Annotated in this window: 15 protein-coding genes and 1 tRNA gene; 10 read left to right on the plus strand and 6 right to left on the minus strand. The window is 61.3% G+C overall.

What is annotated here, in order from left to right:
• Positions 1-37: 37 nt before the first annotated feature.
• Positions 38-1,879: an acetyl-CoA hydrolase/transferase C-terminal domain-containing protein gene (locus RIB87_RS04975; protein WP_350144150.1), complete on the plus strand. Its 1,842-nt coding sequence runs from the start codon at positions 38-40 to the stop codon at positions 1,877-1,879.
• A gap of 9 nt (positions 1,880-1,888) precedes the next feature.
• Here RIB87_RS04975 and RIB87_RS04980 read toward each other — a convergent pair whose 3' ends face one another.
• From RIB87_RS04980 to RIB87_RS05005, 6 genes are all read right to left on the minus strand, one after another.
• On the minus strand, positions 1,889-3,598 hold the full coding sequence (locus tag RIB87_RS04980) for an FAD-dependent oxidoreductase (protein ID WP_350144152.1): 1,710 nt from the start codon (positions 3,596-3,598) through the stop codon (positions 1,889-1,891).
• Positions 3,591-4,523 (minus strand): ATP-grasp domain-containing protein, encoded by a 933-nt coding sequence (locus RIB87_RS04985; RefSeq protein WP_350144154.1) that lies wholly within the window; start codon positions 4,521-4,523, stop codon positions 3,591-3,593. The genes RIB87_RS04980 and RIB87_RS04985 overlap by 8 nt, the downstream gene beginning before the upstream one ends.
• 6 nt (positions 4,524-4,529) lie before the next feature.
• Positions 4,530-5,429, minus strand: coding sequence for a TauD/TfdA dioxygenase family protein (locus tag RIB87_RS04990; protein WP_350144156.1), 900 nt, complete (start codon positions 5,427-5,429; stop codon positions 4,530-4,532).
• 179 nt (positions 5,430-5,608) lie between these two features.
• Positions 5,609-5,698, minus strand: a tRNA-Ser gene (locus RIB87_RS04995).
• Positions 5,699-5,963: 265 nt separating this feature from the next.
• Positions 5,964-6,155: a hypothetical protein gene (locus RIB87_RS05000; protein ID WP_350144158.1), complete on the minus strand. Its 192-nt coding sequence runs from the start codon at positions 6,153-6,155 to the stop codon at positions 5,964-5,966.
• A 23-nt stretch (positions 6,156-6,178) separates the two neighbouring features.
• Complete coding sequence (locus RIB87_RS05005; protein WP_350144160.1) at positions 6,179-6,901, minus strand: SIMPL domain-containing protein; 723 nt, start codon at positions 6,899-6,901, stop codon at positions 6,179-6,181.
• A 69-nt stretch (positions 6,902-6,970) separates the two neighbouring features.
• Here RIB87_RS05005 and RIB87_RS05010 point away from each other — a divergent pair, with 69 nt between their 5' ends.
• From RIB87_RS05010 to RIB87_RS05050, 9 genes are all read left to right on the plus strand, one after another.
• The gene (locus tag RIB87_RS05010; protein WP_350144162.1) at positions 6,971-7,726 is read left to right on the plus strand and encodes a CDP-alcohol phosphatidyltransferase family protein; all 756 of its coding nucleotides are present in this window, start codon (positions 6,971-6,973) and stop codon (positions 7,724-7,726) included.
• Between the two features lie 190 nt (positions 7,727-7,916).
• The gene (gene rplU, locus RIB87_RS05015) at positions 7,917-8,228 is read left to right on the plus strand and encodes a 50S ribosomal protein L21 (RefSeq protein WP_350144164.1); all 312 of its coding nucleotides are present in this window, start codon (positions 7,917-7,919) and stop codon (positions 8,226-8,228) included.
• Between the two features lie 44 nt (positions 8,229-8,272).
• Positions 8,273-8,551 carry a 50S ribosomal protein L27 gene (rpmA, locus tag RIB87_RS05020; protein WP_350144166.1) on the plus strand — a complete coding sequence of 93 codons (279 nt, stop codon included), beginning with the start codon at positions 8,273-8,275 and terminating at the stop codon, positions 8,549-8,551.
• A 168-nt stretch (positions 8,552-8,719) separates the two neighbouring features.
• Positions 8,720-9,271 (plus strand): GNAT family N-acetyltransferase, encoded by a 552-nt coding sequence (locus RIB87_RS05025; RefSeq protein ID WP_350144168.1) that lies wholly within the window; start codon positions 8,720-8,722, stop codon positions 9,269-9,271.
• An 8-nt stretch (positions 9,272-9,279) separates the two neighbouring features.
• Positions 9,280-9,888, plus strand: coding sequence for a GNAT family N-acetyltransferase (locus RIB87_RS05030; protein WP_350144170.1), 609 nt, complete (start codon positions 9,280-9,282; stop codon positions 9,886-9,888).
• Positions 9,885-10,967, plus strand: coding sequence for a GTPase ObgE (gene obgE / locus RIB87_RS05035; protein WP_350144172.1), 1,083 nt, complete (start codon positions 9,885-9,887; stop codon positions 10,965-10,967). Before RIB87_RS05030 ends, obgE begins: the two co-directional genes overlap by 4 nt.
• A complete protein-coding gene (gene proB / locus RIB87_RS05040; RefSeq protein WP_350144175.1) occupies positions 10,964-12,118 on the plus strand; it encodes a glutamate 5-kinase in 1,155 nt (384 codons plus the stop codon). Before obgE ends, proB begins: the two co-directional genes overlap by 4 nt.
• Positions 12,115-13,407, plus strand: coding sequence for a glutamate-5-semialdehyde dehydrogenase (locus RIB87_RS05045; RefSeq protein WP_350144177.1), 1,293 nt, complete (start codon positions 12,115-12,117; stop codon positions 13,405-13,407). Before proB ends, RIB87_RS05045 begins: the two co-directional genes overlap by 4 nt.
• Positions 13,408-14,025, plus strand: coding sequence for a nicotinate-nucleotide adenylyltransferase (locus RIB87_RS05050; protein ID WP_350144179.1), 618 nt, complete (start codon positions 13,408-13,410; stop codon positions 14,023-14,025).
• Positions 14,026-14,175 lie beyond the last annotated feature (150 nt).

Here is a 14,175-nt window from a genome sequence, read left to right on the forward strand (position 1 = left end):
AATGCGCAGCGTCACAAGCTGGCTATAAGGTGGTGCCATGACACAGCACCATACAGACGCCGCACGGCTGGCAGACACCATCATCGAGCACACCGGCGGCGACATCGTGCTCGCCATGCCGCTGGGGCTGGGCAAGGCCAACCTCACCTGCAACGCGCTGTATGCCCGCGCCGCCGCAGACCCGTCGATCTCACTCACCATCATGACGGCGCTCACACTGGAAAAGCCCAACCCCGGCAACGAGCTGGAACGGCGCTTCATCAAGCCGGTGATCGACCGCCTGTTCGGCGACTACCCGGAACTGGACTACGTCACTCCGCTTCGGCGCGGCACGCTGCCGGACAACATCAAAATCATCGAGTTCTTTTTTCTGGCCGGTAAATGGCTGGGCACGCCTGCCGCCCAGCAAAACTACATCTCCGCCAACTATACCCACGCGCTGGGCGCAATTCTTGACCGCAAACCCAACGTGCTGGCGCAGATCGTCGCCCGCCGCGAAACGCCCGATGGCGCGCGCATATCGCTAAGCTGCAACCCGGACCTGACCGTGGACCTGCTCAACGCCCGCGACGCTGGCATCATCAGTCCACTGATGATCGCTGAAGTAAACGACAACCTGCCGTTCATGGGCGGTGACGCGGAATATGCCGAAACCGAAATAGACCACGTGCTGACCGGCGCATCGTGGCCGCTGTTTGCCCCGCCGCGCGAACCCGTCAGCCTGACCGATCACGCCATCGGTCTGCATATCGCACGCCTGGTGCCCGACGGCGGCACATTGCAAATCGGCATTGGCTCGATTGGCGACGCCGTGGCCGCTGGTCTCATCATGCGCCACACCAACAACGCGGATTTTTGCGACGCTATTGCTGAGCTTGAAGAAGGAGACCTGTCCGGCCCCCGCCATACAGACACGTTCAAGGCCGGGCTTTTTGGCGCCAGCGAAATGTTTGTGCCTGCCTTTCTTGATTTGATCGAAGCCGGCGTGCTGTCGCGCGAAGTGGATGGCGTTTGCCTGCAGGCAGGCTTCTTCCTTGGCCCCTCAGACTTTTACCAGCGCCTGCGCGACATGACAGACGCCCAACGCGCCCGCATCGCCATGCGCCCGGTCTCCTATGTCAACGAACTGTATGGCCCCGAAGAAGAAAAGCGCCGTGCCCGGACGAATGCGCGCTTTATCAACAGCGGCATGATGGCAACGCTGCTGGGTGCCGTTGTGTCTGATGGTCTGGAAGACGGCCGCGTGGTGTCTGGTGTGGGCGGGCAGTACAATTTTGTGGCGCAGGCATTCGCCCTTGAAGGCGCGCGCTCCATCATTGCCATTCGCGCCACCCGCGAGGGCGCCAAGAATGCTGAAAGCAACATCCGCTGGTCCTACGGCCACACAACCATTCCGCGCCACCTGCGCGACATCGTCGTGACGGAATACGGCGTGGCAGACCTGCGCGGCAAGTCGGACGCGCAAGTGATTGCTGCCATGCTGGCCATCACCGACAGCCGCTTTCAGGATGAGCTGATGGCTACTGCCAAGAACGCAGGCAAGCTGGCCAAAGACTTCGCCCTCAACGAACGCTACCGCGCCAACACACCGGAGCAACTGGCGCAGCGCCTTGCCGCGACGCAGGCCAAGGGAGACCTGCCTGCGTTCCCCTTCGGCTCTGACTTTACCGACGTGGAGCAGCGGCTTATACCCGCCCTTGGCCTCATGCGCGCTGCCGCCGCCTCACCGCTCAAGGCCCTGCGCCTTGCCGCAGGCGGGCTGGGCACCGGCACAACAGAGCAGGAACAGGCCATCGCCCGCATGGGCCTCAATGCTCCGTCAGGCCTGCGCCAGAAACTGTATGCAGCCCTGCTGCGTGCCGCCTTGCGCCAGACCTGACAGCAGGCATCAGCCCTTGAGACTTTCCTCAATGGCACTGTGCACAAAGCTGACGCACACCGAGCCGTCGCCCACAGCCGACGCCACCCGCTTGATAGACCCTGAGCGAATATCGCCAACGGCAAAGACACCGGGACAACTTGTTTCCAGATGAAACGGCGTCCGCTCCAGCGGCCAGCCTGCCTCGTCAAGATGCGCCTGCGTCAGCGTATCACCAGTGCGCACAAACCCTTTTTCATCGCGAACAATGCGCGCATCTGCAAACGCTGACGCCGGTTGTGCACCGATAAACAAAAACAGATGCGTGGCATCCAGCACTGTTTCCGCGTCGGTCTTGTTGTTGCGCACAACAATACGCTCGATCGCGCCTCTGCCTTCAAGGCGTTGAACCTCTGTATGCGTCATAAGTTCAATGTTGGGCGTGCTCTCGATGCGGCGTATCAGATATTGCGACATCGTGTCCGCCAGGTTATCGCGCCTGATCGCAATCGACACTTTGCTCGCCCGCCCGGACAGATAAACCGCCGCCTGCCCTGCGGAGTTACCGCCACCGACGATAACCACATGCTGGTCGCGGCACATCATGCCCTCAATGTGACTGGCGCCGTAATGCACGCCCACGCCCTCAAAGGCTGACAACCCCTCAATCTCCGGCTGCCGGTAGATCGCCCCTGACGCGATGATGACGGACCGCGCGCGAAGCTGCCCCCCACACTCAAGCCTGATGGTATGAAACGGCGTACCGCAGGTAAGCGACGCAGCTTCCTGCGCCACGGCAACTTCAGCACCGAACTTTTGCGCCTGCAAAAACCCGCGCCCCGTCAGCGCCTGCCCCGAAATGCCCGTGGGAAACCCCAGATAGTTTTCAATGCGCGATGACGATCCGGCCTGACCGCCAATGGCGCATTTTTCAAGCACCGCCACATCCAGCCCCTCAGAGGCTGCATAAACCGCCGCCGCCAGACCCGCAGGCCCGCCGCCGATAACGGCCACATCAAACTGCGCATCTGGCGGCAGTTCAGCGGTGAGCCCCAGACAGTCCGCCACTTCCTTGATGGTCGGCTGCGACAGCCGCGTGTGCCCGCAGATCACCAACGGCTTGGGGCAGGTGTCTGCGTCGAGCGCGGCACGGCGGGCGGCATCCCGTTCAGCCGTGGCATCCACCATCGCGTAAGGCACGCCATTGCGTGACAGGAACTCACGGATGCTTGCGGCGTTTTTTTCGCGCTCGTTGCCGACGATAATAATGTCGCCCAGGTGCCGCGAGATCATGTTCATGCGGCGCAGAATGAACGCCTGCAAAATCTTTTCGCCAAGCTCTGCTTCCACCGCCAGCAGATCACGCAGGCGCTTGTTTGAGACTTTGACAGCGCGCAGATCGGTCTTTGCGGCACCCGCCACAAACGCGCCGCGCCCCGTCATGGTCACGGTCTCGCCGCTGAAACTGCCCGCACCATGGGTGAAGATTACATGCTCGCCCGCTTCGTCGCGGCGCAGAATATCCATCTCACCGTCGCACACCAGATAGAACGCGACATTGCGGTCACCTATCTCCCAAAGGCGTGCACCCCCCGTCACCGACACCTCTTCGCCGTAAGCAAGCACGCGTTGGGTTTCAGCGTCATCCAGCAGGGGATAGATTTCTTCAGTGCGGCCCGCAACGCCCGCAGCCCATGGCGGTGCATCCGGGGCAACAGGGGCGTTGGTGTCATTACTCAAGATACGAACTCTCATCTGGCATTTGCACAGGTGCGACTGAAGCAGCCCCATCGCAATCAGGCAAGCACCGGCCGCATGCTGCTGCGAGCATGTCACCAAGGTGCACATTGTACTCAGGAAACAGATGCGCCTCGATGGCCTCAAATTCCATCAACAGCAACGTGCCCTCATGGGGCACAACGTCAACACGTACCGCGAGCGCGGGCATCGGGGCCGCATCCAGAAAGGTGCGGCAGGCATCAATTTCATCAGCAGACGGATGATAGACTTCGCTGCGGCCGCCATGATGGGTGTGGATCAGATAGTTTCCATCCGCCGGGCGCTTGCGCAAAGCGTGGGAAAATTCACGCTCCACAAACACGAATGACAGCTCCCCCTCATCCAGTATGCCCGGCACAAAAGGCTGCGCAAAATGAGTGTCCGCCACCACTTGCGCGCCGTCGTCAGCCGCAGCAACGCGGCGCATATCAAACCCGCCACCGCCATAAAGCGGCTTGAGGACGATTTCGCGCGCGCCAAGCGCTGTACGCAGAACGTCAATAGTGGTGCACGGGGCATCCACAAACGCACTGGGGATCATTGGCAGGCCACGCGCCTCCATCTCGCCCAGGTAGCGCTTGTTCATGTTCCACGCGATCAGCCGCGGGTCATTCGCTACAGGCGCGCACTGTGCGGCACGCGCCAGAAAATCGGAAAACGCATCCGGCTTCTCTTTGTAGTTCCAGGTGGTGCGCACAAAATACAGATCAAAGTCTGCAGTAGCCGGATTAACCGCCTCCCAGTCCACCTCCTCAAGCGACATGCCCGCAGCAGCAAACGCAGGCGCAAACGCTGCAAGCTCCCGGTCATGCTCAAAGGCATCCGGCCACCTGTCGGGCGACGTTGTGAGGTTGTGCCGACAGGCAAGAAACGCAACGCGCCTCACGGGCGCTTACTCAGCCGCCTGCGCGTCGTCGTCGCGGCGCTTCAGGAACTTGTAAAGCTGCGCATCCCAGTGGCTGGTGGCGGACAACGTGGCGCGCTTGGTCCACGGCTCGAAGCGCGGGGCGCGCGCACCTTCGGGCTTGTCGCCCAAAACCGTCACACGCTGGATCACCCGCTCGCCGACAAAATCATTGATGACAAAATGCTGCGTCACCCTGTTGTCCCACATGCCGATCATGCCCTGCGACCAGTTGATGCGCACGGTAAAGCGCGGGTTCTGCACCCAGCGCGTGAGAAACGCCAGCAGCGCCTCGCTCTCAAACGCATTCATCTCGACAATGCGGCGGGTAAAGTGCTCGTTGACATACAGCGCCTTCTCGCCGGTTTCAGGGTGCACCCGCACGACGGGATGAATGGCCATCGCCTCGCGGTTGCCATGCGGCCGCGCATCATGCAGCGCCGTCAGCCCTTCCAGCATCTCCTGCATCGGCTCTGAAAGCTCCGCATACGCCGCAATAAGATTGGTCCACATGGTGTCACCGCCCGCCTGCGGACACGTCACCATATTGAGGATCGACATCAACGGCGGCGTATCCGTAAACGTCAGATCCGTATGCCATTCATCCGCAATGCCGCCCTGACTGGCCGCCAGCTCAAAAATATGCGGACTGGGCGCATCCGCCTTCGCAAGATTGGGGTGCGCACCCTCCAGCTCGCCAAACCTCTCCCCCAACGCCACATGCTGCGCCGCCGTCAAATGCTGATCCGGAAACACCAGAACCTTATGCTCAGTGAGGAGTGATTTGATTGAGTTGATGTCATCATCAGTTGCGTCGGCGAGTTTGATGCCTGCGACTGAGGCGCCAAGTGCACCTGCCAACGGCTGTAACTTCAGTTTGTGAACCATTCCCGCTCCTCCCGGTTTTGCCAAGAGTATCAGGACCGCATCGCATCACTGCAAGTTCAAAGCTCCACTTCCAAACGGCCGAGAGGAAAACATTCGAACCCACCCGGCACCGTCAGGTGCCAAACAAAAATCCGAGGGTTCGGGCGACTTGTCGTGTTGCCGATGCTCTGCAAAACACGTGGCGGAGAGGGAGGGATTCGAACCCTCGGTACGCTTGCGCGCACAACGGTTTTCGAGACCGCCCCGTTCGACCACTCCGGCACCTCTCCGCGGGGATGGGCGGCGGCTGGCGCGGCCCACTGGTCATCAGGGCGCGGACAATAGACGTGGGGCGGGTTGAACTGCAAGGGGTGCGGCCGGGTGCCTAAACCGTGTGTGCTTTACTTGTGGCCGATGCGAGTGGACCTCGGATCAAGTCCGGGTGGCGGACAGGGAGAAGGCCGCTTTTCAAAACCGGTATCCCCGGACTTGATCCGGGGTCCACTCACCGCTCAGCAGGCACACAGCGACTGTGGCGGGCGACACTAGCAGGCGTCAGTCGGTAATCGCGTCCCACAGGGCTTCGAGGAACTCGGACAGCCAGTCGATGACCGGGTCCAGCACAGTGAAGAACGGGATGTAGTCTTCCAGCACATCGCGGATGTCGCCATCAAGCGCTGCAACGAACACAGCAGCGAGTAATGCCCAGAAGATGACGATCACCACTCCGCGTAACAGCGTGCCCATGGGCGTGTCCTTTTGGCTGACGGTTAGTCGCTCAAAGAGTAGTCCACCGTGGCCACAACGCGAACCGTCTTTTCAAGCTGGCTTTCCTCGCTGACACCGCCGGTATCATCGCGCGGGCGGATAACGATAACACCCTGATTGGCCCGCAGAATGCCGCCAAGCTGTGACCCTGAATTGGCCGCAAACTCGGCAGCCCCGGTGCGCGCGGCAGCGGTCGCCTGCGCGATAAGCTCCGGCTTGATGTCGTTGAGACCATTGAAGGAATAGGTCGGCCCGCCAAGGTCGGCCAGCACCACACCCCGGCGGACCAGCTCGCCGGTTTCACGACCCAGCGCATCCACCAGGTCCACGTCGGGCGTCCGCAGCAGCATGTTCTGCGCAATGATATAGCGCGCCTCGCCAATGCCGCCGGAGCGATAGGCCTGCGCCAGCAGATCCGTCACCTCAAGGCGCTCAAGGCTGATCTCGTCGGGCTGGACGCCGCGCGAGGTCAGGAATGTGGTGATTGTGTTTGTGTTCTGATCAATCTGCGCCTGCACCTGCGCCAGGTCGTTGCCGGTGGCCGTATAGCGCAGCCGCCACATGGCCAGATCAGCACGCACGTCGCGCTCAGCAAGGCCTTTCACGGTGACATAGCGCTCCGCCTTGCGGCCTTCAAAAAAGCCGGTGCCCACCTGCCAGCCGGCAAACGCCACGCCCGCCGCCAGCACAATGGCGCCCAAAAAACCGAATGGTCCGCTGTTCATCACCCGTCTCCCCGATAGGTCTGGCCCGTTTCAGCCTCATTACATGATGCTGCTAAGCTGATGCCTTTGATGATGCACGATTCGAGCAACAACATGGCGACGCCAAAACCAGAGCCTTCTGCCCGGTCTTTAGACAGATCACGCGCCTGGGCCATTCACGCGTTCACAGCGTCCGGGGCCATCATTGCCATGCTGGCGCTCACCGCCGTCACCAATGGCGATCCGGCGACGGCGTTTTTGTGGCTGGGGCTGGCGTTTGTGGTGGATGGGCTCGATGGCCCGCTGGCGCGCCGCTACCGGGTTGAGCAGGTGCTGCCCCGCATTTCCGGTGAAACGCTGGATCTGGTGGTGGATTACCTCACATACGTGGTGATCCCCGCCGTCATGCTCGCGTCGCTGGACCTGTTGCCTGAGGGCTCGGGCACGCTGACCGCAGGCGTGGTGCTGGCTGTGTCGCTTTATACGTTTGCCAACCGCGACATGAAGACCGACGACAATTATTTTGAGGGCTTTCCGGCCGTGTGGAACGTGCTGGTGCTCTATATGTGGGTGCTGGACACCAACCCGTGGGCCAACATTGCCGTCATTGCCCTGTGCGTGGCGCTGACTTTCACCCGCCTCAAGTTCACCCACCCCATGCGTGTGGTGAAGCTGCGGACCCTGACCCTGGTGCTGACGGCCATCTGGGCAACCCTGAGCCTGTTGATGGTGCTCACACATCCCGCCCCGCCACACTGGGCCATGTGGCTGTGGGTGGCGCTGATTGGCTACTTCCTTTGGCTCACCGCCCATCGGACATTTGTTTCAGGCGTTTCGGGCGAATAACGCCCGGCATTTATTACCGTTTTACGGCTGTGGCGCTTGACTTGACCGGCTCAAAAAGTATGATCCGCGCCCAATCGCCGGGTTTGTCCATGCAAAATGGACTGATCCGGCGCATTTCCTTTTGACCACACGGCGTCGAGCGCGGCATTTTCCGCAGCCTTCAGCCATTTTTTGAAGTTGGACGAGCCTTATGTTCGCGGTCATCCGCACTGGCGGTAAGCAGTACAAAGTGGCACAGAACGATGTGCTTTCTGTCGAAAAGCTCGAAGGCGAGCCCGGCGACAAGATTGAAATCGGCGAAGTGCTGATGGTTGGTGGAGAGGGCGATGCCAAAGTGGGCAGCCCGCTTCTGGATGGCGCCAAGGTCTCCGCTGAGGTTCTGGGCCACGGCCGCGACCGCAAGGTGCGCATCTTCAAAAAGGTGCGGCGACACACATACCGGCGCACCAAAGGCCACCGCCAGCACAAGACCCAGATCAGGATCACCGGCATCAGCGCGTAACATTACGCAGCGACCCGGCACAGACAGATACGGAGAAATACGAAATGGCACATAAAAAAGCAGGCGGCTCATCCCGCAACGGTCGTGATTCAGCCGGCCGGCGCCTTGGCATCAAGAAGTTCGGTGGCGAAGCCGTGATCCCCGGCAACATCATTTTGCGCCAGCGCGGCACCAAGTGGCATCCGGGCGAAAATGTCGGCATGGGCAAGGATCACACGATCTTCGCCAAGATCGAGGGCAACGTGTCGTTCCGCACCCGTGCAGGCGACCGCACCTTCGTATCAGTGGTCCCGACGACCCCGGCATCAGCCGCGGCTGAATAAGAACACGGTGGACCCATTGCCACCGTTTGGTGGCAGTCCATTCATAGGCAATAGCCGACACAAGGGAGATGGATCGCCATCTCCCTTTTGTTTTGCTCCCTTGAAGCCCTTACGCGGGCACCCCCGCAACCGGGGAACCTATGGAAGGACGCTCCCATGAGAGCGCAGATGACAACCGACCGATTGACCCTGCGGTGGCTCATACCGGATGACGCTCAGCGCCTGACAGAACTAGCCAGCAACTGGAACGTGGCCCGTATGCTGGCGCGGTTGCCTTACCCCTACCCTGAGAATGGCGCCGAAGACTGGCTGGCCACCCACGCCGACATGCGCACACGCGGGCACGGCTCACCCTATGCCATAACGCTTGCCGGCACTCTCATCGGCGTGGTCGGTGTTGAACGGATGGACGATGGCCGCGTTGAGCTTGGCTACTGGCTGGGCGAACCTTATTGGGGCCACGGCTACGCCACGGAAGCCGCCAAAGCTGCAACTCATATTGGCTTTGCGGACCTTGGCGTCGGCACACTCACATCCGGGCACTTCGAGGAAAACGCAGCGTCCGGCCGCGTACTGCAAAAATGCGGGTTTCGCTATACTGGCACCTCAATGCGCCCCTGCCTTGCCCGCGGAGAGGACATGGCATCCGTCGATCTCGCCATGACCCGAGATGCCTGGCTTGCAGGCCTGGTGGCGTCCGCAACCCTTCAGGTGGCATAACAGACCCAATGACACACGTTCTCCCAGCCCTGAGCGACATCGTGATCAAGACCGAGCGTCTGGTCATGCGCCCGCTTGCGGTCGCGGACGCACAGGCTTTTGCAACTGCCGCCAGCGATCCCCGCATCGGCGACGTGATGGACCATATCCCCACGCCCTGCCCTGCCGAACTGGTGAGCGCATGGGCGGCAGACGCACCTGACGGGATTACGGCGGGCACGGATTATTCTTTGGTCATCACAGACAAAGCCCAAAACACTCTGTTAGGGGCAGCAAATCTCGGCCGCATGGTGGCGCTTGGGGTGTCGGGCCGACAGTTTGAACTCAGCTACTGGCTGGCCCCTTCCCACTGGGGCAACGGGTTGGCGACCGAATGCGCTACGGGCCTGCGCGACTGGGCGTTCGAAACACTGAAGGCCGGTGGCCTGCGCGCGGCATGTGCCATGACAAACAAAGCTTCAACACGCGTGCTTGAAAAGACCGGGTTCCATTTCATAAACACAACCGCGTTTGACGCATCCGGCAAACTTCCTGCAAGACTGCGCACCAATTTCCGCATGGACAAACCCCGCTGGGAAGCGCTCACACAGCATTCTCATTTGAGCACAGCATCATGAAGTTTCTCGATCAGGCAAAAGTCTTTATTGCGTCCGGCGCGGGCGGCAACGGCACGGTGTCATTCCGCCGGGAAAAATACATCGAGTTCGGCGGACCAGACGGCGGCGACGGCGGCAAGGGCGGCGACGTATGGGCGGAATGCGTGCATTCGCTGAACACCCTCATTGATTATCGCTACCAGCAGCACTTCAAGGCCAGGCGCGGTGAGAGCGGCGCAGGCCGCGATCGGTTCGGCAAGGGCGGCGACGACGTGGTGCTGAAACTCCCCGTCGGTACGCAGATTTTTGAAGAAGACAACGAAACCCTGATTGCCGATCTCACCGAAGCAGGCCAGCGCGTGTTGCTGGCCAGGGGCGGCAATGGCGGCTGGGGCAATGCGCGCTTCAAGAGCGCCACCAACCGCGCCCCGCGCCGCGCCAATGAAGGCCAGGAGGCTGAAGAACGCTGGATCTGGCTGCGCCTCAAACTCATTGCGGACGCTGGCCTTGTGGGCCTTCCCAACGCCGGAAAATCCACGTTTCTGGCCGCCGTCACCGCCGCCAAACCCAAGATCGCCGATTATCCCTTCACCACCCTCACCCCCAATCTGGGCGTGGTGAAGGTGGATGAGGCAGCGTTTGTGCTGGCAGACATTCCCGGCCTCATCGAAGGCGCACACGAGGGCCTGGGGCTGGGCGACCGCTTTTTGGGACACGTCGAGCGCACCAACGTGTTGCTGCATCTGGTGGACGCAACCCAGGACGATGTGGCCAACGCCTACACCACCATTCGCACCGAATTGTCAGCATACGGAAACGGCCTTGCCGAAAAGCCTGAACTGGTGGCGCTCAGCAAGGTGGATGCGCTCACCGACGAGGCCCGCGCCGAAAAAGCCGCCGAGCTGGAAGCCGTCAGCAGCAGCAAACCCATATTGCTGTCCAGCGCCAGCGGCGAAGGCGTGACGGATGCCCTTCGCGCCATCAACGTCTATGTCGCCCGCGTCCGGCAAATGCAGATTGACGAAGCCGAGGCCAAAGAGGCCGAAGCGACCGCTATCAGGGAACAACGCCCTGTACCTGACGAAAGCTGGCGGCCATGACCGAGCGGCTGACAAATGCTAAGCGCGTCGTCGTTAAAATCGGCTCCGCCCTGCTGGTGGACGCAGCAACAGGCAAAATCCGCACGGTGTGGCTCAAAACACTTGCCGCAGACATTGCCCGTATGCGCACGCGCGGCCAGCAGGTGATTGTTGTATCGTCCGGCGCCATAGCGGTTGGCAGCAAGGCGCTGGGCCTTGGCCCCCGCGCCTCGCTGGCGCTCGAAGAAAGCCAGGCGGCGGCCGCCTACGGCCAGATAGGTCTTGCCCGCGCCTATCAGGAAGCCCTTGATGGCCACGACATAAAAATTGCGCAGGTGTTGCTTACGCTTGGCGACACCGAAGGCCGCCGCAGCTACCTCAACGCCCGCTCCACCCTCACCAAACTGCTGGACTTCAACCTTGTGCCCGTGGTCAACGAAAACGACACGGTAGCAACCACTGAAATCCGCTACGGGGACAACGACCGTCTGTCGGCGCGCGTGGCCAGCATGGTGGATGCAGACTGTCTGGTGTTGTTGTCCGACATTGATGGTCTTTATACGGACGACCCGGCCAAAAACAAATCCGCCACTCTGGTGCGCGAAGTCAGCGACATCACCGCCGACATTGAAGCCATGGCAGGCACCGCAGGCACCGACATGTCCACCGGCGGCATGATTACCAAGCTGGAGGCAGGCCGCATTGCCACCCAGGCCGGCGTCCACATGGTGATTGCCAGGGGCGCTGTCGATCATCCGCTTCAGGCCATTGAAGACGGCGCCAACGCCACCTGGTTTACCGCCCACGCCACCCCCGCCGACGCACGCAAACGCTGGATCAGCGGCAGCCTCAAGGCTGTGGGCACGATTGTGGTGGACGACGGCGCTGAACGCGCGCTTGGCCGTGGCCGCAGCTTGCTGCCCGCAGGCGTTATAAAAGTCACTGGCCGGTTTGACCGGGGCGACGCTGTGATTGTGAAAAACATGAGTGGCGTTGAACTGGGTCGCGGCCTTGCAGCGTATGGATCAACGGATGCCGCACGCATTGCCGGGCACAAAAGCGGTGAAATAGAAGCCCTGCTCGGCTACCGTGGCCGCGATGAAATGATCCACCGCGATCATCTGGCCCTTAACCGCACGGCAAAAGACACCAAAAGCGAGTTGCCAAAATGAGCGTTGTTAAAACCCTCCACACCGCAGGCCCTGATGTTGTCGCCACCATGGCGCAGCTTGGCCGCAACGCCCGCGAAGCCGCCAAAGCTCTGCGCACAGCGCCGCGCAAACAAAAAGACGCAGCACTTCTTGCCGCCGCCATGACCATCCGCGCCGACGTGGACCTCATTCTGGACGCCAATGCAAAGGACATGGAGGCTGCAAAAGCACGCGGCCTCACCGGTGCACTGATTGACCGCCTGATGCTGGATGACGCGCGCATTGAGGCCATGGCAAAAGGCCTGGAGGCCATTGTCGCGCTGGACGATCCGGTGGGCACCACCATCACCGAATGGGACATGCCGTCTGGCCTGCATATTGAGCGCCGCCGCGTACCCCTGGGCGTTATCGGCATCATTTACGAAAGTCGTCCCAACGTGACGGCAGACGCGGGTGCCCTGTGCCTCAAATCCGGCAACGCGGTCATTTTGCGGGGCGGGTCCGAGAGCTTTCATTCCTCGCGCGCCATCCACACCATTCTGGAACACGGCCTTGATGCAGCCCAGTTGCCTTCAACGGCTATCCAGCTTGTGCCCACGACCGACCGCGCCGCTGTTGGCGAAATGCTCAAGGGCCTTGATGGCACACTAGACCTGCTGGTGCCGCGCGGTGGCCGCAGCCTCACCGAACGCGTGACCAACGAAGCGCGTGTGCCTGTGCTTGGCCACCTTGATGGCCTGTGCCATGTCTATATCGACAAAGATGCTGACATGGAGATGGCGAAGAAAATCGCCGTCAACGCCAAGATGCGCCGCACCGGCATTTGCGGTGCTGCTGAAACGCTGCTGGTGGACGAGGCGGTGGCGGCCACTCACCTGCCCGCCGTCGCCACCGCGCTCAAAGATGCGGGATGCGAACTGCGGGGCGACGACAAAGCCCGCGCCCTAATGCCAGACATGGCAGCCGCCACAGACGATGATTGGCGTACGGAATATCTCGATGCCATCATCACAGTCGCCGTTGTGCCCGGCGTCAAGGGCGCACTGGACCATATTGCCAAATATGGCTCACAGCACACCGAAAGCATTGTCACTGACAATCAGCAAACTGCAGATACTTTCCTGACCCAATGCGACAGCGCGATCCTGCTGCACAATGCCTCAACCCAGTTTGCCGATGGCGGCGAGTTCGGCATGGGCGCTGAAATCGGCATTGCCACCGGCAAGCTGCACGCGCGCGGGCCCGTGGGCCTTGAGCAACTCACAACCTTCAAATACGTGGTGCGCGGCAGCGGCCAGACGCGGCCCTAGATGGCAGTCACGCTGGGGTCCGGCCTTTTGAAAGGCCTGCGTATCGGCCTGCTCGGCGGGTCGTTCAACCCGGCGCATGACGCGCATCGGCACATCAGCCTCGTGGCATTACGCCACCTCAACCTGCATCAGGTATGGTGGCTGGTGTCGCCACAAAACCCGCTCAAGTCCGAAAGAGGCATGGCCCCGTTTGAGCAGCGGATGCAAAGCGCCCGCGACATGGCACAGCATCCAGCCATTCGCGTGACCGATATGGAGACACAGCTTGGCACGCGCTACACTGCCGACACGGTGCGGGCACTCACGAGGCGCGCGCCCGCGACACATTTTGTGTGGTTGATGGGCGCGGATAATCTGCTGAGCTTTCCGCGCTGGCACCAATGGACCCGCCTCATGCACAGCGTGCCGGTGGCCGTGATTGCGCGGCCCGGCTACAGCCTCAAAGCCCGCCTGTCACATGCCGCAACCCGCTACGCTCACAGCCAGTATTGCGTTGAGGCGGCAGCGCACCTGCCCGGCGCAAAGCCACCCGCATGGGTGTTTATCGAGGACCAGCCAAACACATTGTCCTCCACCCGCCTGCGACAGGAGCTTGGCGCGCAGTGGCACACGGACTAACTCAACAGGTGATCCGGCTTGGTCCGCCTGCGAACCACGCCGGTGCTCTGGAAACCGAGTGTGCAGTCACTTACCTGTCATGTGGTTGACTTACGCCTGCTAACTTGGCGGAGTGAGCTTCCTGCCTGTTGCTGCCAGCCACCGAAAGCC

Origin of the sequence: Pyruvatibacter sp. (assembly GCF_040219635.1) — a bacterium.
Taxonomy (GTDB): Bacteria; Pseudomonadota; Alphaproteobacteria; order CGMCC-115125; family CGMCC-115125; genus Pyruvatibacter.

Excerpts from the sequence above, each read along its gene's own strand:
- RIB87_RS05000 (WP_350144158.1), bottom strand. The coding sequence starts at position 6,155 with ATGGGCACGCTGTTACGCGGAGTGGTGATCGTCATCTTCTGGGCATTA.
- RIB87_RS05005 (WP_350144160.1), bottom strand. The coding sequence starts at position 6,901 with ATGAACAGCGGACCATTCGGTTTTTTGGGCGCCATTGTGCTGGCGGCG.
- RIB87_RS05030 (WP_350144170.1), top strand. The coding sequence starts at position 9,280 with ATGACACACGTTCTCCCAGCCCTGAGCGACATCGTGATCAAGACCGAG.
- proB (WP_350144175.1), top strand. The coding sequence starts at position 10,964 with ATGACCGAGCGGCTGACAAATGCTAAGCGCGTCGTCGTTAAAATCGGC.
- obgE (WP_350144172.1), top strand. The coding sequence starts at position 9,885 with ATGAAGTTTCTCGATCAGGCAAAAGTCTTTATTGCGTCCGGCGCGGGC.
- RIB87_RS05050 (WP_350144179.1), top strand. The coding sequence starts at position 13,408 with ATGGCAGTCACGCTGGGGTCCGGCCTTTTGAAAGGCCTGCGTATCGGC.
- rplU (WP_350144164.1), top strand. The coding sequence starts at position 7,917 with ATGTTCGCGGTCATCCGCACTGGCGGTAAGCAGTACAAAGTGGCACAG.
- rpmA (WP_350144166.1), top strand. The coding sequence starts at position 8,273 with ATGGCACATAAAAAAGCAGGCGGCTCATCCCGCAACGGTCGTGATTCA.
- RIB87_RS05010 (WP_350144162.1), top strand. The coding sequence starts at position 6,971 with ATGATGCACGATTCGAGCAACAACATGGCGACGCCAAAACCAGAGCCT.
- RIB87_RS05045 (WP_350144177.1), top strand. The coding sequence starts at position 12,115 with ATGAGCGTTGTTAAAACCCTCCACACCGCAGGCCCTGATGTTGTCGCC.
- RIB87_RS04990 (WP_350144156.1), bottom strand. The coding sequence starts at position 5,429 with ATGGTTCACAAACTGAAGTTACAGCCGTTGGCAGGTGCACTTGGCGCC.
- RIB87_RS04975 (WP_350144150.1), top strand. The coding sequence starts at position 38 with ATGACACAGCACCATACAGACGCCGCACGGCTGGCAGACACCATCATC.
- RIB87_RS05025 (WP_350144168.1), top strand. The coding sequence starts at position 8,720 with ATGACAACCGACCGATTGACCCTGCGGTGGCTCATACCGGATGACGCT.